This is a genomic window from Nonomuraea mangrovi, from assembly GCF_042681425.1.
Taxonomy (GTDB): domain Bacteria; phylum Actinomycetota; class Actinomycetes; order Streptosporangiales; family Streptosporangiaceae; genus Nonomuraea; species Nonomuraea mangrovi.
The window spans coordinates 92,077-117,101 of the sequence record NZ_JBHUFV010000061.1; the positions used below are offsets into that span (position 1 = coordinate 92,077).

General features: G+C 69.9%; 29 protein-coding genes and 1 pseudogene. 13 read left to right on the plus strand and 17 right to left on the minus strand.

Features of this window, described 5'->3' with window-relative positions:
• Nucleotides 1-97: 97 nt before the first annotated feature.
• Nucleotides 98-466, plus strand: a complete 369-nt coding sequence (locus tag ACFSKW_RS39315) for an STAS domain-containing protein (RefSeq protein ID WP_379580237.1) — start codon at nucleotides 98-100, stop codon at nucleotides 464-466.
• A 75-nt stretch (nucleotides 467-541) separates the two neighbouring features.
• Here ACFSKW_RS39315 and ACFSKW_RS39320 read toward each other — a convergent pair whose 3' ends face one another.
• Complete coding sequence (locus tag ACFSKW_RS39320) at nucleotides 542-1,249, minus strand: ANTAR domain-containing protein (protein ID WP_379578809.1); 708 nt, start codon at nucleotides 1,247-1,249, stop codon at nucleotides 542-544.
• 35 nt (nucleotides 1,250-1,284) lie between these two features.
• Between ACFSKW_RS39320 and ACFSKW_RS39325 the strand changes: the two genes are divergently transcribed.
• The 4 genes from ACFSKW_RS39325 to ACFSKW_RS39340 all read left to right on the plus strand — a co-directional run bounded on the left by ACFSKW_RS39325 (nucleotide 1,285) and on the right by ACFSKW_RS39340 (nucleotide 5,715).
• On the plus strand, nucleotides 1,285-3,135 hold the full coding sequence (locus tag ACFSKW_RS39325; protein WP_379578810.1) for a SpoIIE family protein phosphatase: 1,851 nt from the start codon (nucleotides 1,285-1,287) through the stop codon (nucleotides 3,133-3,135).
• Between the two features lie 174 nt (nucleotides 3,136-3,309).
• Entirely contained in the window at nucleotides 3,310-4,416 is a 1,107-nt protein-coding gene (locus ACFSKW_RS39330) for a glycosyltransferase (RefSeq protein ID WP_379578812.1), read from the plus strand.
• Between the two features lie 10 nt (nucleotides 4,417-4,426).
• On the plus strand, nucleotides 4,427-4,996 hold the full coding sequence (locus tag ACFSKW_RS39335; RefSeq protein ID WP_379578814.1) for an FMN-binding negative transcriptional regulator: 570 nt from the start codon (nucleotides 4,427-4,429) through the stop codon (nucleotides 4,994-4,996).
• A gap of 5 nt (nucleotides 4,997-5,001) precedes the next feature.
• Nucleotides 5,002-5,715, plus strand: coding sequence for a glycoside hydrolase family 16 protein (locus ACFSKW_RS39340; RefSeq protein WP_379578816.1), 714 nt, complete (start codon nucleotides 5,002-5,004; stop codon nucleotides 5,713-5,715).
• Here the strand turns inward: ACFSKW_RS39340 and ACFSKW_RS39345 are convergent.
• Entirely contained in the window at nucleotides 5,699-6,748 is a 1,050-nt protein-coding gene (locus ACFSKW_RS39345) for a PucR family transcriptional regulator (protein ID WP_379578818.1), read from the minus strand. The two genes, ACFSKW_RS39340 and ACFSKW_RS39345, sit on opposite strands and share 17 nt — an antisense overlap.
• A 76-nt stretch (nucleotides 6,749-6,824) precedes the next feature.
• On the opposite strand from ACFSKW_RS39345, the gene ACFSKW_RS39350 reads away from it, so the two are divergent.
• From ACFSKW_RS39350 to istB, 5 genes are all read left to right on the plus strand, one after another.
• On the plus strand, nucleotides 6,825-7,742 hold the full coding sequence (locus ACFSKW_RS39350) for a proline dehydrogenase family protein (protein WP_379578820.1): 918 nt from the start codon (nucleotides 6,825-6,827) through the stop codon (nucleotides 7,740-7,742).
• Nucleotides 7,743-7,744: 2 nt separating this feature from the next.
• Nucleotides 7,745-9,424 (plus strand): L-glutamate gamma-semialdehyde dehydrogenase, encoded by a 1,680-nt coding sequence (pruA, locus tag ACFSKW_RS39355; protein ID WP_379578821.1) that lies wholly within the window; start codon nucleotides 7,745-7,747, stop codon nucleotides 9,422-9,424.
• A 207-nt stretch (nucleotides 9,425-9,631) separates the two neighbouring features.
• Nucleotides 9,632-10,225 (plus strand): hypothetical protein, encoded by a 594-nt coding sequence (locus ACFSKW_RS39360; RefSeq protein WP_379578822.1) that lies wholly within the window; start codon nucleotides 9,632-9,634, stop codon nucleotides 10,223-10,225.
• Between the two features lie 347 nt (nucleotides 10,226-10,572).
• Nucleotides 10,573-12,216, plus strand: a complete 1,644-nt coding sequence (gene istA / locus ACFSKW_RS39365) for an IS21 family transposase (protein ID WP_379578824.1) — start codon at nucleotides 10,573-10,575, stop codon at nucleotides 12,214-12,216.
• On the plus strand, nucleotides 12,213-12,995 hold the full coding sequence (gene istB, locus ACFSKW_RS39370) for an IS21-like element helper ATPase IstB (RefSeq protein ID WP_379578825.1): 783 nt from the start codon (nucleotides 12,213-12,215) through the stop codon (nucleotides 12,993-12,995). Before istA ends, istB begins: the two co-directional genes overlap by 4 nt.
• A 394-nt stretch (nucleotides 12,996-13,389) precedes the next feature.
• Here istB and ACFSKW_RS39375 read toward each other — a convergent pair whose 3' ends face one another.
• The 3 genes from ACFSKW_RS39375 to ACFSKW_RS39385 form a co-directional block, all read right to left on the minus strand.
• Entirely contained in the window at nucleotides 13,390-14,748 is a 1,359-nt protein-coding gene (locus ACFSKW_RS39375) for an erythromycin esterase family protein (RefSeq protein WP_379578827.1), read from the minus strand.
• A 182-nt stretch (nucleotides 14,749-14,930) separates the two neighbouring features.
• Nucleotides 14,931-15,569 carry a response regulator transcription factor gene (locus ACFSKW_RS39380; protein WP_379578829.1) on the minus strand — a complete coding sequence of 213 codons (639 nt, stop codon included), beginning with the start codon at nucleotides 15,567-15,569 and terminating at the stop codon, nucleotides 14,931-14,933.
• Nucleotides 15,557-16,786 carry a sensor histidine kinase gene (locus ACFSKW_RS39385; protein ID WP_379578831.1) on the minus strand — a complete coding sequence of 410 codons (1,230 nt, stop codon included), beginning with the start codon at nucleotides 16,784-16,786 and terminating at the stop codon, nucleotides 15,557-15,559. The genes ACFSKW_RS39380 and ACFSKW_RS39385 overlap by 13 nt, the downstream gene beginning before the upstream one ends.
• Before the next feature lie 111 nt (nucleotides 16,787-16,897).
• Here ACFSKW_RS39385 and ACFSKW_RS39390 point away from each other — a divergent pair, with 111 nt between their 5' ends.
• The 3 genes and pseudogenes from ACFSKW_RS39390 (at nucleotide 16,898) to ACFSKW_RS39400 (ending at nucleotide 17,704) form a co-directional block, all read left to right on the plus strand.
• On the plus strand, nucleotides 16,898-17,167 hold the full coding sequence (locus ACFSKW_RS39390; RefSeq protein WP_379578833.1) for a hypothetical protein: 270 nt from the start codon (nucleotides 16,898-16,900) through the stop codon (nucleotides 17,165-17,167).
• A gap of 91 nt (nucleotides 17,168-17,258) precedes the next feature.
• Nucleotides 17,259-17,450, plus strand: a pseudogene (locus tag ACFSKW_RS39395) (peptidase inhibitor family I36 protein); the annotation flags it as partial.
• Nucleotides 17,447-17,704, plus strand: coding sequence for a hypothetical protein (locus tag ACFSKW_RS39400; protein ID WP_379578835.1), 258 nt, complete (start codon nucleotides 17,447-17,449; stop codon nucleotides 17,702-17,704). The pseudogene ACFSKW_RS39395 and the gene ACFSKW_RS39400, both read left to right, overlap by 4 nt.
• A 332-nt stretch (nucleotides 17,705-18,036) precedes the next feature.
• Here ACFSKW_RS39400 and ACFSKW_RS39405 read toward each other — a convergent pair whose 3' ends face one another.
• The 12 genes from ACFSKW_RS39405 to ACFSKW_RS39460 form a co-directional block, all read right to left on the minus strand.
• On the minus strand, nucleotides 18,037-18,318 hold the full coding sequence (locus tag ACFSKW_RS39405) for a hypothetical protein (RefSeq protein WP_379578837.1): 282 nt from the start codon (nucleotides 18,316-18,318) through the stop codon (nucleotides 18,037-18,039).
• The gene (locus tag ACFSKW_RS39410; protein ID WP_379578839.1) at nucleotides 18,315-18,821 is read right to left on the minus strand and encodes a helix-turn-helix transcriptional regulator; all 507 of its coding nucleotides are present in this window, start codon (nucleotides 18,819-18,821) and stop codon (nucleotides 18,315-18,317) included. Before ACFSKW_RS39410 ends, ACFSKW_RS39405 begins: the two co-directional genes overlap by 4 nt.
• The gene (locus ACFSKW_RS39415) at nucleotides 18,809-19,402 is read right to left on the minus strand and encodes a helix-turn-helix domain-containing protein (protein WP_379578841.1); all 594 of its coding nucleotides are present in this window, start codon (nucleotides 19,400-19,402) and stop codon (nucleotides 18,809-18,811) included. Before ACFSKW_RS39415 ends, ACFSKW_RS39410 begins: the two co-directional genes overlap by 13 nt.
• 3 nt (nucleotides 19,403-19,405) lie before the next feature.
• Complete coding sequence (locus ACFSKW_RS39420) at nucleotides 19,406-20,452, minus strand: hypothetical protein (protein WP_379578843.1); 1,047 nt, start codon at nucleotides 20,450-20,452, stop codon at nucleotides 19,406-19,408.
• Nucleotides 20,449-21,828 (minus strand): DEAD/DEAH box helicase family protein, encoded by a 1,380-nt coding sequence (locus tag ACFSKW_RS39425; RefSeq protein ID WP_379578845.1) that lies wholly within the window; start codon nucleotides 21,826-21,828, stop codon nucleotides 20,449-20,451. Before ACFSKW_RS39425 ends, ACFSKW_RS39420 begins: the two co-directional genes overlap by 4 nt.
• 105 nt (nucleotides 21,829-21,933) lie before the next feature.
• Entirely contained in the window at nucleotides 21,934-22,335 is a 402-nt protein-coding gene (locus ACFSKW_RS39430) for a hypothetical protein (RefSeq protein ID WP_379578847.1), read from the minus strand.
• A 187-nt stretch (nucleotides 22,336-22,522) separates the two neighbouring features.
• Complete coding sequence (locus tag ACFSKW_RS39435) at nucleotides 22,523-22,825, minus strand: holin (protein ID WP_379578849.1); 303 nt, start codon at nucleotides 22,823-22,825, stop codon at nucleotides 22,523-22,525.
• Complete coding sequence (locus ACFSKW_RS39440) at nucleotides 22,804-23,229, minus strand: peptidoglycan-binding domain-containing protein (RefSeq protein ID WP_379578851.1); 426 nt, start codon at nucleotides 23,227-23,229, stop codon at nucleotides 22,804-22,806. Before ACFSKW_RS39440 ends, ACFSKW_RS39435 begins: the two co-directional genes overlap by 22 nt.
• A complete protein-coding gene (locus ACFSKW_RS39445; RefSeq protein ID WP_379578853.1) occupies nucleotides 23,193-23,768 on the minus strand; it encodes a peptidoglycan recognition protein family protein in 576 nt (191 codons plus the stop codon). Before ACFSKW_RS39445 ends, ACFSKW_RS39440 begins: the two co-directional genes overlap by 37 nt.
• Complete coding sequence (locus ACFSKW_RS39450) at nucleotides 23,765-24,136, minus strand: hypothetical protein (protein WP_379578855.1); 372 nt, start codon at nucleotides 24,134-24,136, stop codon at nucleotides 23,765-23,767. Before ACFSKW_RS39450 ends, ACFSKW_RS39445 begins: the two co-directional genes overlap by 4 nt.
• Nucleotides 24,129-24,434: a hypothetical protein gene (locus tag ACFSKW_RS39455; protein WP_379578857.1), complete on the minus strand. Its 306-nt coding sequence runs from the start codon at nucleotides 24,432-24,434 to the stop codon at nucleotides 24,129-24,131. Before ACFSKW_RS39455 ends, ACFSKW_RS39450 begins: the two co-directional genes overlap by 8 nt.
• Nucleotides 24,434-25,024: a hypothetical protein gene (locus ACFSKW_RS39460; RefSeq protein ID WP_379578859.1), complete on the minus strand. Its 591-nt coding sequence runs from the start codon at nucleotides 25,022-25,024 to the stop codon at nucleotides 24,434-24,436. The genes ACFSKW_RS39455 and ACFSKW_RS39460 overlap by 1 nt, the downstream gene beginning before the upstream one ends.
• Nucleotide 25,025 lies beyond the last annotated feature (1 nt).

A 25,025-nucleotide genomic window follows, 5' to 3' on the forward strand; every position in this document is an offset into this window, starting at 1 on the left:
CAGTTTTCCCACATTGGGATGGAGTATTCAACCCCAACCCGGTGACAGTAGGGTTGCCCTGCCAGACGGGCGACGACGAAGGAGGTCTTCTGTGACGATGTCGGAGAACGACGAGTGGCCGAAGGCCGCCCTGAGTCTGACGTCGTCAGTGGCAGGCGGGATTCCTGTGATCGTCGTGGAGGGCGTCCTCGACGCGACCACCAGGGAGCAGTTCGCCGACCACCTGAACGAGGTGGTCGCCGTCCACGGCCACGATCTGATCCTCGACATGGCCGGGGTCACGTTCATGGACTCGCGCGCGCTCGGCCTGATCGTCCACCACTGGCAGGGGTGCACGTCGGCGGGAGGCAGGTTCGCGCTGGTGGGGGTGCGCTACTCCCCGTCCAAGGTGATGTGGATCACCGGTCTTGCGCAGCGGCTGCCGCTCTACGAGACGCTCGACGAGGCGCTCGCGGCCCTCGACTGACCGCGGCCCGCGCCGACCAGCCCTGCGCGTGCTCGCCGGGCGGGACGCCGGCGGCCGTCCCCGCGCTCACCGAGGTCAGGGCGTCTTGCCCTGGTGCTCCTCGACCAGGAGGCGGGCGAGGTCGGCGACCTTGACCTGGTGGTGCTGGGACACCTTCCTCAGTTCCTCGAAGGCGGCCTCGGCGCTGCATCCGCTGGTCTTCATGATGATGCCCTTGGCCTGGTCGATGACCGACCGCCCGGCCATGGCCTCCTGCAACTGGGCGGCGTCGGTGCGCATCTCGTCGAACTCCCACAGGTTCGCCATCGCCACGCCGACCTGCTCGGTCAGCATCTCCGCCAACGGCGCTGCGACCTGCGCGGTGAAGGCGCCGGGCCGTACCGAGTAGAGGCCCACCACCAGGAGCACGGGCGAGATCTCGATGGGCAGCAGCAACGCCGAGCGGACCCCCCACCGGGTGGCCAGACCGGCGTAGCGCGCCCACCGGCGGTCGCGCAGAACGTCGGCGACGACGACGCGCCGCAGCGTGCCACGCGCCTCGGTCGAGGGTCCCTCGCCGATCGCCCGCTCGCCCTCGACCAGCATGATGAGCTCGCTGTGCGAACCCGAGACCAGCACCCTGTCGTCGCGCCACAGCTCGGCCGACCCTCCGGAACAGCCGGGCACCCCCCTGGCCAGGGTCGTGGTCAGCGCCCGAAGCACGCTCTCGCTCGAGGCGTCCTCGCCGACCCGGCCCAGCGCGGCCAGATCGCGCGCCAGCACGGAGGTGATCATTGTTGCCATGGCGAATCCCTTCCCGATGAGCCTAGATTAAACAGGTGACCGATCCCATCGGCTTGGCCGCGCTCGAACACGCCCTCGATGAGCTCATCGGGCGCGTGTCGTCGTTGCGTGCCGCCAGAGCCGCCTATCCGGCGGAGCTGGCGCAGACGCTCGACGCCGCCCTGGCCGAGCTCGACACCGCCACCGAACTGCTGGCCGCCGCGAAGGCGGAGCTGAGCGGCGCGGCGCGGAACAAGGGGGGCAGGAGCGCCTCCCAGCGGGAGCTGAAGCTGCTGCGCCAGGTGTTCAGGGTGTTCCCCGTCCCGGTGATCGTGCTGGACGGCGGTGGGGTGATCAGGCGGATCAACGCCGAGACCTCGGCTCTGCTCGGCAGCCCCGACGGGTTCCTGATCGGCCGCTCCTTCCCGCTGCTGGTGGACGTGCCGCGGCGGGCGGCCTTCCGCTCGCACCTGACGGCGGTGCTGCAGACGGGGCAGAGCGCCGCGTTCGAGACGCGGCTGGCCCACCAGGGCCGCACCCACGTCGCGCAGCTGGCGCTGACCAGGCTGACGATGCCGGGCGAGCCGCAGCAGATGGTGGCGGCCGTGGCGCTGCCCACGCAGGTGCAGCTGCCCGAGCCGGGCGCGCGCCGTCCCGAGCAGTCCGACGCGGGGCTGCTGATGACGGCGGCCAGGCGGCAGGAGCTGCTGGCGCGGATGGCGACGCTGCTGCTGGACGAGGAGAGCCAGCGCCGGCCCGTCGCGTTGCCGAGGGCCGCGCGGTTGCTGGCCGAGGAATGGGCCGACTGGGTGATCGGCGACGTGGTGCGTGACGGGCTGCCGCGCAGGTCGGTGGTCCTGGGCCCCAAGGACCAGCCGGTGGCCGATCTGGTACGGCTGGTCGAGCGCGCCGACCCGGCGGTCAGCCCGCTCGTGACGCAGGTGCTCGACCAGGGCACCGGCGTGGTGCACGAGATGGTGGAGGACGAGTCGCTGCTCGGCGGCTGCGCCGACGGGCCGCTGCTGACGGTGATGGGGGCGGGCTCCCTGTTGTGCGTGCCGATCGGGGCCGAGGGCGCGGTGCGCGGCGCGCTGACGCTGGTGCGCTCGCACGACCGCCAGCCGTACACGCTGGCCGACCTGGGACTGGTGCAGGAGCTGGGCGCGCACCTGGGAATGGCGATGTCGGCCCAGGACAGCTTCCGTGACCGCTCGCAGGCCGCCGAGGCGCTGACGGCCAGCGTGGTTCCGCGCAACCTGCCGCAGATCCCCGGTTTCGAGGCGGCGGCGATCTACCACCAGGGCGCTTCGGTGGGGGCGGAGTTCTACGACGTGTTCCCGGTCAAGGACGGATGGGGGTTCTCGCTGGGCGGCGCGGTCGGCTCGGGCGAGGAGGCCGCCTCGGTCAGCGCGATGGTGCGCGGCGGCCTGCGCGTGCTGAGCGTGTGGGAGAGCGACCCCGACCAGGCGGTGCGGAAGGTCAACGACGCGCTGGTCGCGCAGCGCTCCGGCATGTTCGTCATGGCCGTGGCGGGCTACGTGAAGGGCAGGACGATCACGCTCAGCTCCGCGGGGCACCACCCGGCCGCGCTGGTCCAGCCGGACGGCAGCGTGCACTCCGTCTCGGGCGGCGGCGTGCCGCTCGGCATCGCGGCGGAGGCGGAGACGGCCGTGGAGGAGATCACACTGACCCCCGGGCAGACGCTGGTCCTCTACTCCGAGGGCCTGATCTCCTCGCGCGGCCAGGACGGCGAGCCGTACGGCGAGGAGCGGCTGGCCGACGTGCTGACCCGCAGCGTCGCACAGCCGCCTTCGACCGTGGTGAAGTCCATCGAGGAGGACAGGCACGCCTTCTCCGGCGGGCGCGTCTGGGACGAGATCGTGGTGCTCGCACTGAGAGTGGCGTGACGGACGGCGACCGATCGCATGCGCGGTGTGCCCGTCGCCGTTCTCACGCGCTCGCCCCGGCAACTACCCCGCCTGGGAAGGTTTACTTTTTCCGGGCGTCAGGGTATGCCTATGGGGTACGTGAGTGCCTAAGACGCAGGCACACCTGCAGGAGCCACATGCCCGAGGTGTGCCATGCATATCGCCATCGTCGCTTCCGACAAGCGCCGCACTCATATTCTCGCAGTCGCCCGTGAGCTGGGCCGCGAGCACCGCGTCACCATCTACAGCCGCCGCAGCGACGCCGACATGAAGCCCAGGGCCAGGATGTGCCATGGCGTCATCGTGGAGACCATAGACGCGGGCCCGGCCCGCGACCTGCTCGCCGACGAGGTCCTGCCGTACCTGTCGGACGTGGGCGACTACCTGATGCGCCGATGGCGCGAGGACCGGCCTGACGTGATCCACGCCCACTCGTGGACCGGAGGCCTCGTGGCGATGGCCGGCGCCCGCGGCCTGGGCGTGCCGGTCACGCAGACCTTCCACCACACGTTCGGCGTCGCCATGCCTCCCGCGCATCTCAAGATGGAGCGGGTGCTCGGCCGCCGCGCCGACGCCGTCATCGCGGGGTGCGGCGACGAGGAGTCCGAGCTCATCAGGATGGGGGTGCCCCGCAACCACATCGCGGTCGTCCCCTACGGGGTGGACGTGGACCGCTTCCGCCGCCAGGGCAGCGCGGCGGCACGCGGCAGCCGCAGGCGGTTGCTGCACGTCGGCCCCCTTTCTCCCGACCGCGGCGCGCACACCGTGGTGCGGGCGCTGGCCGCCGTCCCCGACGCGGAGCTGTTCGTGGCGGGCGGGCCGCCCGCGGAGGGGCTGGACGAGGACCGCGAGGCCAGGCGGCTGAGGACGCTGGCCGAGCAGGCGGGCGTGGCCGACAGGGTGAACGTGCTCGGCCAGGTGCCGAAGGCGTCGGTGGCCAAGCTCATGCGCAGCGCCGACCTGGTCATGACGCTGCCGCGCGAGGCCCCTGCGGGGACGGTGGCGCTGGAGGCCATGGCCTGCGGCGTCCCCGTCATCGCCTCCGCCGTGGGCGCGCACCTGGACTCCGTGGTCGACGGCGTCACGGGGCTGCTGGTGCCGCCGGACAGGCCGGCGCAGACGGCCAGGCTCATCCGCGAACTGCTCGCCGATCCGACCAGGCGCACCGCGCTCGGGTTCGCGGGTGCCGACCGGGCCAGGTCCCGTTACTCGTGGGAGCGGGTCAGCCAGGAGCTTCTTCGCGTGTACGAATCCCTATAAGCTGCCATGCATGCTTATTCATCCCTGGGATGCGGGTTCACCCGAAGAGTCGCTGGCCTTCGTCCGCGACAACCAGTTCGGCACACTGATCGCCTCGGGACGCGACAGGGCCGTGCCGGTGGTCGTGCCGACCCAGTTCCTCCTGGTCGACGACGCGACGGTGGTGCTGCACCTGGCCAGGCCCAACCCTGTCTGGCCGGCGATCGAGGAGAACCCGAAGGTCGTGCTGTCGGTGACCGGACCGTGGACCTACATCAAGGGTGAGTGGCGTGCCGAGCCCGGCACCGACCCGCGCCTGGGCGTGCCGACGACCTACTACTCCGCCGTGCAGCTCGTCTGCACGGCGGAGATCGTCAAGGACGACGAGGGCAAGCTCGAGGTGTTGCGGCGGCAGATCGCCGACCTCGAGCCGACGCTCGGGGATCCCGCCCTGATGCCGAGGCTGATGTCGGGCATCAGGGGGCTGCGGCTGACGATCGACGAGATTCGCGGCAAGTTCAAATACGACGGGCACAAAGACGAGGAACACCGCGAGCGCGTCCAAAACGCCGTTACCAAAGCGAAATCCATGCTTTCCTGAGACGCATGTCGATTCCTGGTTATCTCGTGGCGGCGGCGCTCCTGGCGACGCCCGCCGCCACCACCGCCACCGAGCGGCAGCCCTTCGAACAGGTCTTCAGCGAGCGTTTCGACTCCCTCGACACCAGCAGGTGGATGGTCTACCACTCCCCCGGCGCCGAGACCAACCCCCGCACCGGCAAGGCCACCACCGTCTCCAACGGGGTGCTCAGGCTCAAGGGCGGCTTCTACGGCGGCCAGGACCTGTCAGGCGGCCTGGCCACCCGCTCCTCGCAGCAGTACGGCAGGTGGGAGGTCAGGTTCAAGGCCGAGGCCGGCGCCGGCTACACGCCCGTGGCGCTGCTGTGGCCCGACCGGCAGGGCGACGGCGACTACGCCGAGATCGACTTCGCGGAGATCATCGACCCCCATCGGCGCGGCGGCGGCATCTTCGTGCACGCGGGCCGTGAGCGGGCCCAGAAGCAACTGCGCGCCGACTTCACCCAGTGGCACACGGTCGCCGTCGACTGGCTGCCGGGGCGGCTGACGTTCTGGCTCGACGGTGAGAAGGTGTGGGACTACAGGGGGCCGCACGTTCCCGAAGGCCGCAGGATGGGCCTGGCCCTGCAGAACGACGTCGTGTGCAACCGGTGGTCGCCGTGCAGGAACGCCTCCACCCCCGACACCGTGTCGATGTACGTCGACTGGGTGAAGGTCTACCGGTTCACGGGAGCAGCCTGACCGCCTTCAGCGCCAGGTGGACGGCCAGCCTGTCGTCGCCGTCCGACAGGTCGCGCCCGGTCAGCCGCTCGGCCTTGCCCAGGCGGTAGTAGAGGGTCTGGCGGTGGATGCCCAGCTCCGCCGCCGCCTTCTGGGCGTGCCCGCCGAGGTCGAGGTAGATCTCCACGGTGTGGGCCAGCTCGGCGTCGAGAGCCGCCGTCTCGAAGGCCAGCTCGCGCAGGTCGGCGGTGCCGAGCCTGGCCAGCAGCCGGTGCACGCCGAGGTCGTCCCACCTGGCGACGGGATGGAAGCGGGGGAAGTACTCGGCGATCCGCAGCGCGTGCTTGGCCTCCCGCCAGCTCTGCCACGCGTCGGCGGGGTCCCGGCGGGGCGCCCCCATGCCAGCGGCGGTGCCGTACGCGGTCTGGAGGTTGCCCGCGATCTCGCCGGCGAGGTGAGAAGGGGCCAGCACGGCGACCGGCCGGCCCGCGCGGGACAGCACCCCGCGCGGCAGCGTCCAGAGAGCGGCCACCCGTTCCTGCGACTCCTTGACGGCGATCGCCGTCACGGGCCCTGCGAGCTCGATGGCGGCGCCCGCCCGCTCCTCGGGGTCGGCCGACAGCAGCGCGGCCAGCTCCCTGCCGAGGTCGTGGCGGCTGCGGGCCTCCTGGGCGAGCATGGCGGCGGCCCTGGCCGTGAGCCGCTGGATGCGGGCCAGCTCGGCGTCGCCGAGGGTGCCGAGCAGCCAGAGGTAGCCGTAGGTCACCGACGCGTGCCTGAGCGGGACGCACACCCTGGCCAGGACGCCGAGCTCCTGGTCGGCGGGGATCCTGACGGGGCCCTCCGCCCTGGCGATGCCGAAGCGCTCGAAGTAGTCGCGGACCTCGCGGCTGGCGCGCCTGCGCAGGATGGACTCCTGGCGGACGGTGTCGATGTCGCCGTGCTGCGCGCCGTACGCCAGCAGCCGGAAGGAGCGGTCCTCCAGCGTCGCGGAGACCCCGAGAACGCGGGCGATCTCGTCGACGGTCTCCTGTAGGTCGTCGGTGTTGTGCATTTGTATGACAGCCTGCCACACGCCACGTTACGGACGTCAATGGGCCCGCTGTGAGCAGGCGTTTTAGCCTGTACGCATGCTGGGTCAAGTACTTCTCGCCGGGTCGCGCAGCGCGCTCGTGCGCCGCACCGTGTCAGGGCTGCCGCTGACCAGGAAGGTCGTCGACCGGTTCGTCGCCGGTGAGGGCGTCTCCGAGGCGAGCGCCGCCGTTCAGCGCCTGGTCGACGGCGGGCTGACCGTCACGATCGACCACCTGGGCGAGGAGACCCGCGACGCGGGCGCCGCCGCCGCGACCGCGAAGGCCTATCTCACCCTCCTGGAGGAGCTGCGCCCGCTGGACCTCGGCACGCGCGCCGAGGTGTCGGTGAAGCTGTCGGCGGTCGGCCAGGAACTGAGCGACTCCATGGCGCTCGACCACGCCCGTGAGATCTGCGCCGCGGCCGCCGCCAACGGCTCCACGGTCACCCTCGACATGGAGGACCACACCACGGTCGACTCCACGCTCGGCATCCTGCGCGCCCTCCGCGAGGACTTCCCCTCCACCGGCGTCGCCATCCAGGCCTACCTGTTCCGCAGCGAGGCCGACTGCCGCGACCTCGCCGTCCCCGGCAGCAGGGTACGCCTGGTCAAGGGCGCCTACCGCGAGCCCGCCTCCGTCGCCCACCAGAGCAAGGGTGAGGTCGACAAGGCCTACGTGCGATGCCTGCGGATCCTCATGGCGGGGAAGGGTTACCCCATGGTGGCCACCCACGACGACCGGCTCATCTCGATCACCGAGCTGCTCGCCGACAGGTTCTCGCGCGCCGTCGGCGACTACGAATACCAGATGCTCTACGGCATCAGGACCGACAAGCAGGAGTCTCTCGCGGGCGCCGGTCACACGGTCCGCGTCTACGTGCCCTACGGCGACGACTGGTACGGCTACTTCATGCGCCGCCTGGCGGAGCGCCCCGCCAACGTCGCCTTCTTCCTTCGTGCCCTTGGGGGTAAGTGATCATGGATGCGATCAGCAACGTCCCGACTCCGGCCAACGAGCCGGTGTACGGCTACGCGCCGGGCAGCGCCGAGCGCACCGCGCTGGAGAACCGCATCAAGGAGCTGGCCGGTTCCTCGATCGAGCTGACCATGACCATCGACGGTGTGGAGAGGATGGGCGGCGGCGCGACCATCGACGTCGTGCAGCCCCACAACAAGGCCGCCGTCCTGGGCCGTACCAACGACGCTACGGCTCAGGACGTGCAGGACGCCGTCGACGCGGCACTGGCCGCCGCCCCCGCGTGGCGGGCGCTGTCGTTCGACGAGCGGGCGGCCATCTTCCTCAAGGCGGCCGACCTGCTCGCGGGCCCCTGGCGCGCGACGCTCAACGCCGCCACGATGCTGGGCCAGTCCAAGTCGGTACAGCAGGCGGAGATCGACGCGGCCTGCGAGCTGATCGACTTCCTGCGCTTCAACGTCTCCTACGCCCGCCAGCTGTACTCCGACCAGCCGGTCTCCTCCCCCGGGGTGTGGAACCGCATGGAGTACCGCCCGCTGGAGGGCTTCGTCCTGGCGATCACGCCCTTCAACTTCACCGCCATCGCGGGCAACCTGCCCACCTCGGCCGCCCTCATGGGCAACGTCGTGGTGTGGAAGCCCTCCCCCACCCAGCAGTTCGCCGCGCACCACACGATGCGGCTGCTGGAGGCGGCGGGGCTGCCCCCCGGCGTCATCAACCTGGTCACCGGCAACGGTCAGGCGGTCTCCGAGGTCGCCATGACCCACCCGGCGCTGGCCGGCATCCACTTCACCGGCTCGACCGCGACCTTCCAGCACCTGTGGGGCACCGTCGGCGCGAACATCTCCCGCTACCACGGCTACCCCCGTCTGGTGGGCGAGACCGGCGGCAAGGACTTCGTGCTCGCGCACCCGTCGGCCGATCCCGGCGTGCTGTCGACCGCGCTGATCCGCGGCGCGTTCGAGTACCAGGGCCAGAAGTGCTCGGCGGCCTCACGCGCCTACGTCCCGCGCTCGATCTGGTCGCGGATCAAGGACGACCTGGTGGCCACGGCCGAGTCGCTGACCGTGGGCGACGTGGCGGCCGACCTGTCCACGTTCATGGGCGCGGTCATCGACGACCGGGCCTTCGCCAAGCACAAGGCGGCCCTGGACAGGGCCAAGGCCACCGACTCGATCGACGTGCTCACTGGCTCCTACGACGACAGCGTCGGCTACTTCGTCAAGCCGTCCATCCTGGTGTCGGACGACCCGACGGACGAGATCTTCGTCAAGGAGTACTTCGGGCCGATCCTCGGCGTCCACGTCTACGACGACGCGGCCTTCGACACGGTGCTCGACCAGATGGAGTCGGCCTCGCCGTACGCGCTGACCGGGTCGATCATCGCGCAGGACCGCTACGCGATCGCCTCGGCGTCGGAGCGGCTGCGGTTCGCGGCGGGCAACTTCTACGTCAACGACAAGCCCACGGGCGCGGTGGTCGGGCAGCAGCCGTTCGGCGGGGCGAGGGCGTCCGGCACGAACGACAAGGCGGGCTCGATCTTCAACCTGATCCGCTGGGTGAACGCCCGGACGATCAAGGAGACCTTCGTTCCCCCGATTATCACGCCCCCATATAGGGGTGACATTCCGCAGACGGGATGGCAGCAGCCCGATCTAAAGACCCTCGGCTACCGCGATTAGTCGCCGATAAACAAAACGCCCCGGAACTCGAATAAGAGTTCCGGGGCGTTCGGCTTTCACCATTAGAGCCACGGCGTCGACCCGACCCACACCGCCCCGCCGTCCGGGTTGAGCTGGTACCAGCCCGGCCCGTACGCCGCCCTTAGCAGCACCGGCTCCGTGCGCTGAGGGTGCTTCGCCCCTTGCGGCTCCCGCCACAATGATCAGGTGATTGATCACTATCGCAACCTCTTCGAGTGGCACCAGTGGCTGGAAGACGCACTCTCCTGGACCGTCGTACAACCCCTCGACGAGGAACTCACGGTTGACGATCTCCTGTGGCGGCTGAACGGCGGCCGCGATCCTGAGCAGCGCACCATGGCATACCCCACAGAGGCAGCCTTCGATGAGGACCAGCCCGTGCTCTTCGCCTTCGAGGGCGAAGGCGCCTGGGGCTTCCTCGAGTTCACCTATGGATACGGCATACCGGACCACGTCCTCACCGAGCTCAGCAAGGAGTCACGCGTCTGGATGACAACCTGGCACTTCAACGGGGGATACACGATCCTCTACGCGGCCGACGGCAAGATCAGAGCGCGGATGCGCGACTTCATCTTCGTCGAGCACGCCTTCGAGCACGGTGATCCGAGCATCCTGGCTGACTTCCGCGCCCTGCTCGACAGCCTGGGCGCAGAGGATTACCGCGGCAAGCGAAGTGCAGCGTTCGCCTTCATCGAGGCCGCCACCAGTCTGAGGCTTGAGAAGGAGTGGCTGGATGTGGAGGAGGCCCCCGTCATCGTCCTTGACAACCCGGACGCCTGACCTCAGATCTCTGCAGGCGGTCGCACCGCTGCGATTAGGCAGCCTCCGGTCGAAGCTTCCCAGTACAAACCTCAGCTCATCCGCATTTGCCGTACGTGTACCACTCGTACGGGCCCGCCGCTCGCTCATGCGCTGGCCGCAGTGCTTCAGCGTGAACTCACAGCCCCTGGCAAGAGCACCGCGCGCTCCAACTCGCGGCCCTGGCTCTGTAGGTGAATTTAAGAGCCGAATGTCGGTCAGTGGCTCTGTGGCGCCCGGTGGGGCTGGAGCCGTGTTAGCGAATTCCAGAGCCACCTGAGGGTTAGCGGTGCAAGTATCGAAGCGTTACCCCGTGTGAGGAGACGCTGGTGACACACCCTCAGCCCAAGGCGGAGGTATTCGCGGCGATCCGCCGGGATTCTCGTGCGGGGCTGTCGGGTCGGCAGATCGCGATCAAGTATCGGGTCAGCCGGAACACGGTGGCTGAGGCGTTGCGTCAGCCGTGGCCGGAGCCGAGGAAGAAGATGGCGCCGCGGGCGAGTCGGCTGGATGAGTTCAAACCATTGATCGACGAGATGCTGCGGGCCGATCTGGATGCGCCGCGCAAGCAGCGGCACACGGCGAAGCGGATCTTCGCGCGGCTGGTGGATGAGCACCAGGCGATGGAAATCTCGTATCAGATCGTCCGCGCCTATGTCGCTCACCGGCGGGGCGAGATCCGGGTCGAGGCAGGCCGGGGTCCGCCGGAGGCGTTCATCCCGCAGTCGCATCTGCCGGGAGTTGAGGCCGAGGTCGACTTCGGGGACGTGACGGTCCGGATCGCGGGCGAGCAGGTGAAGTGCTTCCTGTTCTCGTTCCGATTGTCGTATTCGGGCAAGGCGGTCCACCGGGTGCTGGCCACCGGAGGGCAGGAAGCATTCTTTGAGGGACACGTCCACGCTTTCAGGGTGCTGGGCGGAGTCCCGACGGGCAAGGTCCGCTACGACAACCTCAAGGCCGCGGTCTCCGCGGTGCTGGGGTTCACCCGGGCCCGGACGGAGTCCGCCCGCTGGACGGCGTTTCGCGAGCACTACGGGGTCGAGGCGTTCTACTGCCAGCCGGGGATCAAGGGCGCCCACGAGAAGGGCGGGGTCGAGGGCGACATCGGCTGGTTCCGCCGCAACCACCTGGTCCCGATTCCAGAGGTCGGCTCGCTGGATGAGCTGAACGAGATGATCGACCGTTGGGACGAGGCCGACGAGGGACGGCGGATTGGGGCGCGGGCCAGGACCGTCGGTGAGTACTTCGCGATCGAGCGGCCGCTGCTGTGGACGGTCTCGCAGGAGCCGTTCGAGACCGGGCTGCTGCTCCCGGTCCGGGCCGATCGCTACAGTCAGATCACCGTCCGGACGAACCGTTACTCGGTCCCGGCCCGGTTCATCGGCCGCCAGCTGCGGGTGATACTGCACGCCTCCCACCTGATCGTCTATGACGGGCAGCAGGTCGTCGCCGAGCATGATCGGTTGTTCGCCAAGGGCGGTCGGCGCCTGGAGCTGGACCACTATCTGGAGGTCCTGATCCGCAAGCCCGGCGCGCTGCCGGGCGCGACCGCTCTGGAGCAGGCGAGGGCCGCAGGCAAGTTCCCCCCGGTTCACGACACTTGGTGGGCGGCGGCTTGCAAGGCCCACGGCGACCGCGACGGCACCCGCGCGCTGATCGAAGTGCTGCTCCTGGCCCGTCATCTCCCCACCGAGCATCTGGTCACCGGCCTGGCCGCCGCGCTGCGGGCCGGCGCCCTCACCGCGGACGCGGTCGCCCTGGAGGCCCGCAAAGCCGCTGAGGAAGACGAACAAGCCGCTCCCGAGCCCGCCCAGCACGACAACCACGAGGCAACGGTGACGTTCCTGACCGAACGGCGCCTGGCCCAGCTTCCCCGCGACACCCGGCCGCTGCCCTCGGTGGCGGCCTATGACCAGCTCCTCAAACGCGCCCGGCCGCCCGGCGAGCGCCCTGCCCAAGGAGAAACACCATGAGCGTCCCCCACCGCGGCATGACCGAACAGGCCGCCCAGGCCTCCATCGACCAGGCCTGCCGGATGCTCCGCCTGCCCAGCATCCGCACCGCCTTTCCTGAATTGGCCGAGCAAGCGGCCCGCGAGCAGATGTCCTACCTTGGATTCCTCGCCGAACTTCTACTGACCGAATGCGACGACCGCGCTCGCCGCCGCTCTGAACGCCGCATCAAGGCCGCCCAGTTTCCCCGCGACAAGTCCCTGCGCGCCTTCGACTTCGACGCCAACCCGGGCATCGACCCCGCCACCATCCACACGCTCGCCACTTGCGAATGGGTGAAAAAGGGCCAGCCCCTCTGCCTGATCGGCGACTCCGGCACCGGCAAGTCCCACCTGCTCATCGCCCTCGGGACCGAGGCCGCGATGAAGGGCTACCGGGTCCGCTACACCCTCGCTACCAAGCTCGTGAACGAACTCGTCGAGGCCGCCGACGAGAGGGTCCTCGCCAAGACCGTCGCCCGCTACGGACGCGTCGACCTGCTCTGCATCGACGAACTAGGCTACATGGAACTCGACCGGCACGGCGCCGAGCTCCTCTTCCAGGTTCTCACCGAACGCGAAGAGAAGAACAGCGTCGCCATCGCCAGCAACGCCTTCTCTGGCTGGACCCGCACCTTCACCGACCCGCGCCTCTGCGCCGCGATCGTCGACCGGCTCACCTTCGCCGGCAACATCATCGAGACCGGCACCGACTCCTACCGCCTTGCCCAGACCCGAGCCAGAGCCGAACAAGCCAGCTGACCACACTTGTCGGCTCCCCACTCGGGTCCGTGTCACCAGCCGCAAGTAACGTTGAGTAATCGTCGTTGCTTTGCGTGGTCGCGAGATTGGTCATCTCAGGGGAGGCTAAACACGCCGGATCACCGGGGTTTGCGGCTGATCGCGGCTCGCGGGTAGGTCAGGCCGAGGTGCGCGGCCGGCGGGTTGTTGAGGTGGTCACCCCGCAGGACGCGCCAGCTGCAAGATCGCCATTCTCAAACCCCCACATAGGGCGGCAGGCGCCCCCAGCGCCACGGCGGCCCTCGGCGGTCGACACTGTGATCACTGTGTGTTATTAGTCAACTACATAACATCTCTTACTGGGGAGCCATGCAACCTGCTTCACCATCGGCCGACCAGCCCGCGGGAAGGAGGGTCAGGGCAGCGGGGTGGCTGCCTCGACCCGGTTGAGGTGCACGATCACGTCGAAGGCCGCTCCCAGGGCCAGCGGCCGGTTGAACTGCTCGGGCACGTACGTGGCCGGGATGGTGAAGGTCGGACGGGCGGTGTCCAGCCACGCTCGGGTGGACGGAGTACGGCCGGCGCGGCGCAGGTCCACGTAGTAGTCGCGGTAGCGTACCCGGTCCAGGACGGCCTCGCTGCTGTCCGGGACAGGGGCGCCGGTGTCGAAGACTGCGACCTGGCCGGTCTTGGGGTCGATGGCGCGGAAGCGGCCGCTGTGGATGGTGGTGCCGATCGCCACATAGGAGGTGCCGGCCAGGGAGCGCAGGACGGCCCCCTGGGTGACCGGGTAATGGTCGGGCCAGGCCGAGACGTAGCCGATATGCCCGTTGTGCGCGGCCGCCACGGTTTTGGTGCCGGTGTGGCGCTGCCACCACACGGTGTTGTCGGCCATGGCCTGGTCACGGTGACGGTGCAGGGCCGCGCCGTCCAGTGCGTACATGGTGGACATCTGGACGATGACGCGGGCCTCCTGCAGTACCCGCGGGCTCACCTTGCCGCTGTCATCCAGCAGGCGGTAGGCGGCCTGAGCGTCGCCGGCCAGGGCGGCGCGCTGCTCTGCCGGCAGTGCGGCCAGGGCGTTCATCCGTTCTTCCACACCGGCGGGCAGGGCCAGCAGGCCCGCGTAGCGGCGACGCAGTTCGGGCTCCAGCGACGGCTCGTGCTTCTCGGCCCAGGCGAGGATGCGCCGGTACTGCTCGGGATGGACGTCGCCGATGTCGAATCCCATCACGCGCAGCTTGCGTGAGGCGGTGCGGTTGTAGTCGCGCATCCACTCATACAGGTCCATCCACTCCTGGGTCTTCCACGAGCCGTAGGACTGCTGGAACTCCTCGGCCATGATCGTGCGCAGGTCGCCCTTGCCGGTGCGCACGTACGCGTCCAGGCGGACGCCGGCCGACCAGGTCGCCTCCAGCGCCAGCGTGGTGAAGCCCTGGGTCTGCACCAGATGCCGGAACATCCGGTGCCGCAGCGTGAACAGCTCCTTCGAGCCGTGCGTGACCTCGCCGATCCCCACGATGGTGGCGCCCTTGGTCATCGCCGACAACGCCTTCAGGTCGCGGGACGGGCCGCCCGGGACGGTGCTGCGCAGTTCCTGGGCGTGGCGCTCCAGGTTCGCCACCACCCGCTCTTGGCCGGCGGCGACGGCCGCCGTGGCAACGCCGGCGGGGGCGGGGGCAGGGGTGGCGAATGCCGGAGCGCTCACGCTCGCGAGACAGGCCGCCAGCGCCAGAGTGACCGGCACGGTACGACGCAGAGTGTTGCTCGCCAAGACAGATCCTTACGTTGGGTGTCGGATGAAGCAATCACCAACGTAGGGATGGGCGCAGGCGGTTTCGATCCCGCCCGCTGGCCGGTCGATGGTGGTGCTGGCTACCGCACGCCGCCCGCGGCCCAGCTCACAAGGCCGTTTCCCCGAGGCTGTTCCCCAGAGGCCGGTGTCAGAGGCCGGCTTCAGGCACCGAGGTAGCGCAGCACGGCGGCGACCCTGCGGTCCACGCGGTCACTGGGAGCCAGGCCGAGCTTGGCGAAGATGTTGCGGATGTGCTTGTGCACCGCTCCCTCGGTGATCACCATCTTGTCGGCGATGGCCAGGTTGCCCAGTCCTTCGGCCATCAGCGCGAGCACCTCGCGTTCGCGCGGGGTGAACTCCTCCAGGGGGTCGCGCCGGCGGATGAACAGCTGGGCCACCACGTCCGGGTCGATGGCGGTGCCGCCGCCGGCGACCCGGTTCAGCGCCTCAAGGAACTGCTCGACCTTGCCGACCCGCTCCTTGAGCAGATAGCCGACCCCGTGCGTGCCGTCGGCCAGCAGGTCGGTCGCGAACGTCTGCTCGACATGCGCCGACAGCACCAGCACCCCCAGGCCCGGCTGCAGGCGCTTGGCCGTCACGGCCGCCCGGATGCCCTCGTCGGTGTGGGTGGGCGGCATGCGCACATCCACCACCGCCACATCGGGCCGGTGCTCTTCGACCGCGGCCAGAAACCCCTCGGGGTCGCTCGCGGCAGCGGCCACCTCGATGCCCTCCCCGCTCAGCAGCAGCACCAGGCCCTCGCGCAGCAGCGCGTCATCCTCAGCGATCACGACTCGCACGGCAGTTCCACCTCGATCACAGTCGGCCCCCCGTCGGGGCTGGTCAGGGTCATCGTTCCGTCATGGGCCTCGACGCGGCGGCGGACCCCGGCCAGCCCGGTGCCCGCGCCATCGCGGGCGCCGCCCTTGCCGTCGTCACGCACCTGGACGCGCAGTAACGGGCCTACACGTTCGACGACGACCTCCACGTGCTGGGCGCCGCTGTGCTTGCCCACATTGGTCAGCGCCTCGGCCACGGTGAAGTAGGCGGCGCTCTCCACCGACAACGGCACCACGGCGAGCTCACCCACCCGCACCCGACAGGGCACCGAGCATCCGGCGGCCAGCGCGTCCAGCGCGCCGGCCAGCCCCTTGTCCTCCAGGATCGGCGGCAAGATCGCGCGCACCACGCCGCGCAGCTCCGCCAGCGCCTGCTCGGCCGCGCTCCTGGCACGTTCCAGTGCGTGCGCGGCCCGAGCGGGATCGCGCTGCAGAGCACGCTCGGCCGCGGCCACCGTGACCACGACCGCGTTCAGCCGGTTCTGCGCGCCGTCGTGCAGGGCCCGCTCGATCCGGCGCAGCTCGACGGCATGCGCGCGCAGCGCCCCCGCGCGGGTCACGGTTAGCTGCGCGATGCGCTGCGACAAGTCGATCGAGGCGTGCGGCACCAGCAGTTTCCTGGCGGGCAGCGCCTGCAGGCGCGCCAGCACAGGGAAGAGACGGACCAGGGCGACCAAGACGGCCAGGCCGATCACCGAGGTGGCGATCGCGCCCGGCCAGGTGGTAACCGGGAAGCCGAAGTTGGTGAGCTGATCCTCGCGCGACAGCAACTGCCAGTAGAGCGGGTAAGTGAGTTCCCGCAGCACCGCCACCGGCATGATCATCCCGAGCAGGCCGCAGGCCGGGCCCACCACGACGTAGACGGCCAGCCAGCCCAGGTCGCGCAAGGTCGCCGGGTCGGCACGGGCCGCCCGCATCCTGGCCGCCCAGCCTCGGGGTAGCTGCTCGGCAGGCAGCCGGTACGGGCTGACGATCTCGACACCCGCGCCGGCCAGGCGCTTGCGTTCCCACTCGGCCGCGCCCCTGGTCATCGCGATCATCGCCGGCACCAGCGCCAGCCCGACCCCGACCAGGCTCAACGTGGCCACCACCAGCCAGCACAGCGCGACGGCGACGGCCATGAACGCGGTTCCCAGCCCTCCGGCCAGCCGTTCCAGACCTTCAAGGATTCCCCGCATCACTAGGGTCATAGTAGGTGAAAGGGGACACGGCTTGCTCCAGCCCGCTGTACCACGGCCAGCTAGCGTGCGGGATTTCCGCAGATCGGGCCCGTTTCTAGGATTCTGGCCATGACCGACCCCTACCGCATCCCCAGCCCTGACTCCGACCCCGCCATCCCCCGGCCCACCATCTCCCGGCCCGCAGCGAGCAAGCCCGCGCTGAGCAAAGGCGCTCTCGCGCTGCGCGCCCTGCTCTGGCTCGTCCTGATGGCCAGCGCGGTCGTCAACGTGATCGCGAACGGCATCGGCGCCTGGCCGCTCGGCCTGGTCGCGGGCGGCGTCGCCGTCGCGTGCATCGCCGCCCTCATCGTGCACCACGTGAGCAGGCGCAAGACATGAACCACATCGTCCCCTCACCGGCGTCACCAAGAAGGAGACCCACTGCTCGGATAGCTGTCACCGAAGGGAAGGGGCGTTCCCGCAGGGCTATGTCTGCTTGTGGACCGAGGACGACTTCGACGGCGAGATGTTCGGCTACAAGCCAGTCTCCTACTACTGCGACATCGCCCCGGCTCAACCCGTCCGGACCATCTTCAACAACACCAACCGGCCATGGGTGTTCTACCGCGACTCGACTGCGGCACCCTGGACGCCACCATCCTCCCAACCACGCCAAACGTGACGAAGGTAGCCAGGATGGGCACGGGCCGCTACTGCGTCCAGGTCCATCCCGACATCAACGCCGTCCGATCCGTGCCGATCGCGACCCTGTACTTCGGCGCCGACTGGGGCAGCGAGATCTACGCCGCCGCCCCGCACCGTGTGCAAGGACCACCCCAACTCGGTCTACGTCGTGACCGGCAAGAACGGAACAAGACAGCGCGCGGTGGCCGCCGTTCCAGGGGCCGGTTCTGGGTCCGATCATCAGGGCGCTGATCGCGGCCCTGGGCCCCGCCTGCCAATGGACGGCAGACGCCACGAACACGATCTCGTCCAGCACCAGCTCCGACGAGACGTCGTGCTTTGTGTAGGTCTGTCACCCGGGATCGCCTGTGTGGCAGGGACCCATACGGGTACAGTGGCGCTCAGCACCGCGACCTCCTCGACTAGGTCGGTTCCAGCCCCGGACCGCCTGCCAGCGGACCCCGGGGCTCAACACTTTTAGGGGCTGTGTACGGCTCCCCGCCAGTAACGCTGCTGGGGTCATTGGCGGTGATCCGTGGGGGAACAGTAACGATCGTTCACCATCTACCGCTACGTGTTCCGGGTCAAGATACGAGCTCCACCTCGTCGCCTTGACGGTCGAACAGCGGGATGGTCTGCACGGTGATGTGGATCGACCAGCGCGTCACGTCCGGCCGGACGCGCCGTTGGGCGTCGATCCACTGCTGTGCGTGGGCGCGGGTGTTGTCGATGGCCACGGCCAGGCCCTGACCGTGGTTGGCACTTCCGCACACGCAGGTACAGCGGACGTCGTCGGCGTCGTAGCAGCGGTGATCGCACCGGCCTACGCAGACCGATGCGGCGTAGACGGCGAGCAGGACCGTCACCCGTCTCCGTCCCCCTGATCTCCGTGCTCGCCGGCCGCGCGGGCGTCCAGGTCTTCGAGCCACGCCACGAGCGTCGCCGCAGCCTGCAGGATCCCGGCGCGCAGGTCGGCCGGGTCGTCGCGGCGGAGCGCATCGTTGAGCGAGGTCCGGGCCCGGTGCGCCCAGGTGGCCCCCTCGTGCTGGTCGGCGACGATCTCGTCTTCGAGGGCAGCGTCGGCGGCCTGCTGCCAGTGCGGGCCGGTGCCGTCGGCGTGGACGCGGCGGCCGGTGCGCTGGTCACGGTTGCCGCGCGCCAGGTCGATCTGCAGCAGGATCTGCTGCCGCAGCACGGCCTGCGGCGTCAGCTGCGGCTGGTCGGCGAGCGGGACGATGTGGATGTCGCAGGCGAGGGCGTGCGCCAGGTCGAGGAGGTTCTCCAGCGACGGCGTCCGCTCGCCGGTCGCCCAGCGGCCGACCGTGTTCTTGTGGACGCCGGTGACCTCGGCGACCCTCACCTGAGACATGCGGAGTGCGTGCCGGATCTGTTCCAGCTGGGCGACGAGCGGCAGCACACGGGGAGGGCGGCGACGTTCGGGCCGCGGCTGGCGGGGGCCGGCGGGCCGCTCGTCGTCGGGTTCGGTCTCGGGGGCTTCGGCGAGGCCGGCCGTCCAGCCGACGGCAGCGGCCCAGCCGACCAGGCCGTCGAGCGGCACCGGCCGCTCGCCGGTGGCCCACCGGTTGAACACCGGTTGAACACCGGCGGCGAGACTCCGACGGCGTTGGCGACGGCTCGGCGGGACACCTCCCGCCGTTCGCGGCGTCGTTCCAGGACGAGTCTCAGCCGCTCGGGCGGGTTGTCGTCGCCGAGGATCGGCACCTGGTCGACGTACTCGATCTGGCCGTGCTCGTTGGCGAAGGTGAACCGCCGGCCGAGCAGAGCGGCGTAGCCGACGAACTCGCGCAGGCTCGGCGTGCGCAGGCCGGTGGCCCACCAGCCGACGTCCAAGGGGTCCACGCCGACGACTTCGGCGACGATCTGTTCGGCGACGCCGAGCTCGACGCGCAGGGCGTCGAGCTCGGCGACCAGCGGGTTGACGGTAGCCACCCGTCAAACCTCTTCTCGTGCGGCCGCGTCAGGGTCGGGTTCGGGACCGGCGCCGAGGGCGAGGACGTCGCCCATGCCGCCGGTGCGGAACATGCGCTCGATCCGGTCCTTGCCGGAGGGGCGGCCGGCCTTGGCGTTGGTGTAGCGGATGATGAAGGCTCCGTTCCGCTCACCGCGCGTGACCTTGGCGAGCTTGACCAGTTCGGCGGTGCCGGGCGAGGCGATGCAGCCGTCGTCGTCGATCTCGGACTGCAGGCGGGTCAGGTACGCCTCGCGGACGCGGGTCTTGACGTAGTCGGGGTGGGTCATCGCGATGTAGGCGATGACATCGTCGAGGGCGAGTACGCCGGGCAGGACCTCGGTGTACAGCTCGGTTTCGGCGTGCTGGCGGCAGTAGGCCTTCACCGCGTCAATGTCCCAGGCGATCGTCGGCTTGACGTCTTGGATGTGGATGGTGGCCGCGGCGGGCCCGCCGTCGTCGACCATCACTTCCAGCGACTTCATCCCGTGGACGAGCTGGACGGCGGCGAACATCTTCTCGGCCAGCTCGCGGGTGCGTTTGACCTGCCTGCCGAGCGCCTTGTGCACGCCGTCGAGGTAGCCGTAGGCATGGGCCAGGTCGAGCGGGCTCTCGCCGCGCTCTTCGGCGTCGGCCAGCAGCTTCTTCGCCTCGGCGATCTCGTTCTGCAGAACGACGCCTTCGAGCACGTCGTCGGCGCCCGGCGGGAGCGCGAGGCTCGCCTTGGCCGCGAGTCGAGTCAGCTCGGCGAACGACAAGTGCTCGAAGCCGGGCATCGCCTGGTCTCCGGCGAAGACGATCGGCTCGTCCCGGAAGGGCACGTCGTGGATCGTGGTCGTCGGCGCGTCGGCCGACCCGGCCGGGGCCGCCTCGGCCGTGGGGGCCGCAGGTGCTGGGCTGGCGTCCGGGGCCAGGTCGTCGACGATGACCACGTCGGGCGTGTGTCCTGCGCTGGTGGACGTGGTGGCGACGGGAGTGCGGGCTGGCCGCGCCTTGCGGGCCTTGGTCTTGGCGGCGGTGCGGCGGCTCATGCGGCGGGCCTTTCCTGCTCGGCAGTGGTCGGGTTCTGTGCGGCCATCAGCTCGGCCATGCGCGCCTGCATGACCTCGGTGAGCGTGTCGCTGGGCGTCGGCGAGGCGATCGCGGGGGCGAGCAGCCCGATCACGGTCGCGCCCGCCTGGTTGGTCAGCTGCTGCTCGGAGGCCAGCCGCCGCCCGGTGAGGACCTGCAGGACGGTGAGCCGCCGGTCGGGGGTGACCGCGCCGCACTTGGCGAGCGTCTGCTTGAGCGTCGTCGCCAGCTGGTGGCTGATCTTGTCGTCTGGGCTGGGCTGCTGGGGTGTGGGCGGCGGCTCGTCGGCCGGGGCTGGGAGCGCCTGGGGGCGGGCGGCGGTCACGCTGTAGGCGACGGTGTCGGCGCGGCCGGACAGCCCGCGGACGCGGCGCACGATCAGCTCGGACAGGCTCTCCTGCTCCCCCCACTCGTTGTCGAGTGTGACGCCCTGGTGGGCGGGGTGGGCGGCCTCGGCGAGCAGTTGCTGCAGCCGATCGCGGTCGGTCGTGGCCATGGCCTCGTCGCGGATCTGCTCGGGCAGGCGTTCGCGGCCGAGCTGGATCACGGGCCGGGGGCGGCTGGCATCGGAGACGCGCAGCGTCTTGAAGATCAGAGAGGCGAGGTCGAGGTCAGGCACGACACGCGCCTCGTCCTTGCCGTAACGCACGTTCAGGTACTTGCTCTTGGTTCCGATGATCGTGGGTGGGGCGTCCAGGCTAAGCCGGATCCACACGCTCGCCTCGTGCGTCAGGTCGCGGTGGCACTCCACCTTGTACGTCTTGACCTTCGGCACCGGGTCGGCGGGGTCTTCGGTGAGGTAGGTTTCGCGGCCACGGGCCGTGACCACGACGACGCCCGGGAACGTGCCGAGTAGCTCCATCAGCCGCTGATGCCGGGCGTGGACGTCGTCCCAGATGTTGTTCGGGATGCGGACGTCGGCGTTCGGGTCGAACGCGAGGAGCCGCTGATTCTTGATCGAGCCTTTGGCGCGGGCGCCGCCCCAGGTCTTGAGCATCTCCCACAGGCGGGAGCCGCTGTCGACGCCAAGTGCGTACGGCTTTTCGCCGGCGGCCAGCGCCTTCCCGGCCTCCTCGTGGGCGGCTTCGACCTGGCCGATGATGGACGCCCACGAGCCGTCGTGCTCGATGATCTCGTAGGTGGGGGTGCCGCCGCCGACGGCGTCGCCGTACTCGTCGCTGTTGCCGTCGCCGAGGTCGAGCATCAGGGCTCGGCCGATGAGGGGGGAGGCGGTGAGCTCGACGAGCATGCGGGTCTTGCCGGAGTCGGCGGGCCCTTCGACGAGTACCAGAGGGAACGGGACGATGCACGTAGGGGGACGTGTCTGTAGTGTCACGGGTGCTGAGCCCTTCTCCACAGAGAGCCGTTAAGGGGGCTTTCCTCGACTGTCCCCTTACAGCTCTTGGCCAGAGTTCGCCCCAGGCTGGGGCGAACGGTGGTGCTATGTACTACTGGGCAGGGTGATGGGCCTGCCTGTGCGTTTGGCGAACTCCGCCCAGGGCGGGATCGTCCAGATACGCATCCGGCCGACCTTCCACTCCGCCTCGGGGGCGCCGTTGTTGCGCTTGAACCAGATCGTCACGGTCTCGGGGTCGATGTCGAACATCGCGCCGATCTCCTTGACGCCGACGAGCTGCGGCAGCTCGGGCAGCGGCTCGCCCGGGTTGCTCCAGCGGGCTTTCAGCCATACCGGGGTTCCGGAGATGACCGCGTCCGCGTCGGGCAGTTTGTCGAACTCCTCGCGGTGCCGCCAGGAGCGGAGGGTGGCCACCTTCACGCCGGTGATCTCGGCGATGTCGGGCAGTCCGACCAGCTCAGGGCGGTCCTGCGGGACTTCCGTCACATTGTCACCTCCTCTAACATGCAATTCTTACCCTATACCCATAGGGAGACTCTTTGCAATTCTTACCGAACATAGGTGGTAAAGAAGAGGCAACGGGGTACTCTGTAATCGCTGGGCGCGACCTCTCCACAGGGAGCGATAGAAGGGCCTGCCACCTCGACGGCGGGCCCTTCGCCCTTTTTCGCCCCTATTGCGTGAAAGACGCTTTTTCGTTGTCGCCTTTGCCGGAAGCGGCCACCGACAGCAGCAACGACACCAACGCGCCGCCCGCCGCCATCACCCCGGCCGCCCGCAGCGTCATCGGCTGCAGCGCGCCGAGCTGGTCGGCTCCGACACCGGCGAGGACGGCGGCCGCGCCCGCCCGCACCGCCCGCTCGAGCGCGTCCTGCCACCACGACCGCGACCAGATACCGCCACGCCGGCAAGGATCGTCCTCACCTGCGTCGTCGACCGGGAGGCGGTGCCGCCCTACGTGATCGGAGCCAGCCACGCCGCCCGCCAGTCCTCCCGCCCCACCCTGCCCGTGACCCTGCGGCCCTTCTCGCGTTGGAACGCGCGGGCGACCTCGCGCGAGTCCGGCCCGAACCTGCCGTCGACGGCGATACGCCAGCCGCGCCTGGGCCATCTGCTGCCCCAGGCGCGGACATCGTCACCCGACATCAGCGGCGGATACTCCAGCACCCGGCCTGGCCACGCCGGAGCCGGCGACACCGGCCTCACGCTGCCAGGCCCGCCCGGCCGCGGATACCCCCGCCCGATCCACTCATACAGCCATTCGCCGGGGCACGTCGTCTCGTAACCGTCGCAGTGGCCGAGCACCTCGCCGCCGCACGGCATCCTCTGCGCCGGCAGGCCCATCAACCAGTCGCGAGCGTCCAGCAGCCCGTGCAGCATGTCGTCAGTGGGGACGACCAGGCCGGAGTCGCCGACCATCGCGAGACCGCGTAGTGGCCGGCGTTGAGCCCGTCGCCGTTGGCCGCCGGCAGGATGCCCGGCCCCCGCCCCACGAAGACCTGCCGATGCGGACACGCTTGGGCGCTGTAGCCGATGTCCGCCCACAGGTTGGTGTCCATGTGGTGCCGCTGGATGCTCTTGACCAGCGCCACACACAGGCCGTGGTCCTTCACCAGGTCCGGATCAACGCGGCCGCCGACGTAGTGGTACTTGATCCCGTCCGGTCGGGCCTTCAACGAGACGTGCCCCTTGTGGGTGCGGGCGTTCCACTGCTCCCTGGCCACCAGGTTGATCATCAGCGTCTCCCCCTTGACGCTCGTGCGGCGCGACGCCGCCTGCTTCCGCCTGTCGCGGTACGGCCGCCCAGCCAGCAGCGGCGCCTCACCCTCCGGCGGCCCGCCGAAGCCCGCCGATCTCGGGGCGTGCCGCTCGCGCGAGACCGGCTCGACGATCTGCCAGAAGTACTTCCATCCGCTCATGACCACCCCCGCCACAGCGCCGCCAGCGCGATCACCAGCGACGCGAACGCGAGCACCGTCGGCAGGCCCCTCGGCCACCGGTTCGCCTCCAGGTCGCGGACGCGGCTCTGCAAGTCGGCGACATCAGCGACGCTCGTCTCGATCGCGGTTTCCTGCCGCGTGTCGATCGACTCCAGCTCGCGGACGCGGGCCTGCAGGTCGGCGACGCTGGACACGACGCCGTCGACCTTCTGATCGACGGCCACGACTTTGTTGTCGACCAGGTCGACCTTGTGGTCCACCTGGCCGACCCGCTCGCCGACGTTGACGACGGCCGCGTACACGGTGGCGGCCGTGACCACACCTGAGAACGGATCCTGCTCACCCATCGCCGGCCGCCTCGGCGGGCCCGCGGTAGCCGGATAGACGGCGCGCGGTCTCCTCCGGCGCGCCGAGCGCCACCAGCGCGTCGAAGTCCCGCCGACGGATGAGGTCGGCGGCGGCGTTCTGCTCGGCCGCCCACGCCCTGACGCCGGCGGCGTAGCCTTCGCGGATCTCCGCCGCCTTCTCCTCGCTGATCTCGACCGCGTCAGCGGGGACGGTCACCTTCATCGGGTACGAGCCGTCGACCTGCAGCGAGCGGGAGATCAGCGTGCCGTCGCCCAGCAGGAACCACTTCGTGTTCATCACAGGCCCGCCAGGACCAGCACTCGCATCTGCCACCTGATCTCCCCGTACTGGGCGCCGCCCTGGCCGGACCCGACGTCGATCGGCGCGGTGAACGTGTTGGATCCGCCCGCCGGGATGGTGCCGGAAACGAGCGTTTGCGTCAGCTCCCAGTGGATGCCGGTCTCCTGGGTACCGCTCGCAGGTGCGGCGTTCTCGTTGGCCATCACGGCATTGCCGTTGATCCTGAACCCGGCCCTGGAGTCCGCGCCTGCAGGCAGGTACAGGTCGACGTCAACCTGCACCCATTGCACGACGATCGCCGCGTAGCAGTCCGACGGGTTCTCCACCTCGATCTCCGCCTGGGCGACCTCGGTGTAGCCGGCCGGGACGGTCACCAGCGCGCCGCCGGTCGTGCCGGACGCCGACGCCCGCCCGGCTTTCGGGTACGGCGGCACCCACAGCCCACACGACGGGTCGACCCGGAGCGGATTGCGCGAAGTCGGACACGGGTACGGCCACGCCTGCTCGGCCGGGCTGCCGCACAGGTCCAGCCGCAGCCGCCCGTTCGGGTCGACGGAGAACTCGGGCCCCACGCACACCTGCGGCACG